This is a genomic window from Tessaracoccus sp. OH4464_COT-324 (genome assembly GCF_003932855.1).
Lineage (GTDB): Bacteria > Actinomycetota > Actinomycetes > Propionibacteriales > Propionibacteriaceae > Arachnia.
Genome location: NZ_RQYZ01000148.1, coordinates 1 through 354, shown reverse-complemented (window position 1 = coordinate 354; position 354 = coordinate 1). Strand labels below are relative to the sequence as shown.

Annotated in this window: 1 protein-coding gene; it reads left to right on the top strand. The window is 60.2% G+C overall.

Features of this window, described 5'->3' with window-relative positions; genetic code table 11:
• The coding region (locus EII42_RS12525) for an SdrD B-like domain-containing protein (RefSeq protein ID WP_199729905.1) at positions 1–354 on the top strand (354 nt) is incomplete at both ends.

Genomic DNA, 354 nt, shown 5'->3' with positions numbered 1-354 from the left:
AGGGCCTGACCCAAAACGGTGACCGCGATGAGACGCTGGACTTTGGTTTCGTGAAGCCGAGTGTGTCCGTGGGTGACTATGTGTGGTTCGACGTGAACAAGGACGGCAAGCAGGACGACACCGATAAGCCGATCTCCGGCGTCACGCTGACGCTCACCGGCCCTAACGGCCAGCCGGTGACCGACATCAACGGCCAGAAGGTCCAGCCGACCCAGACCGATGATCAGGGGCACTACTCCTTCGAGAAGCTGCCGGTGTTGGCTGCTGGGCAGAAGTACAAGGTGACGGTGACTGCTCCGGAGGGTTACATTCCGACGAAGCCGGGTGTTGGTGCCAGGGATAAGGATTCTTCGA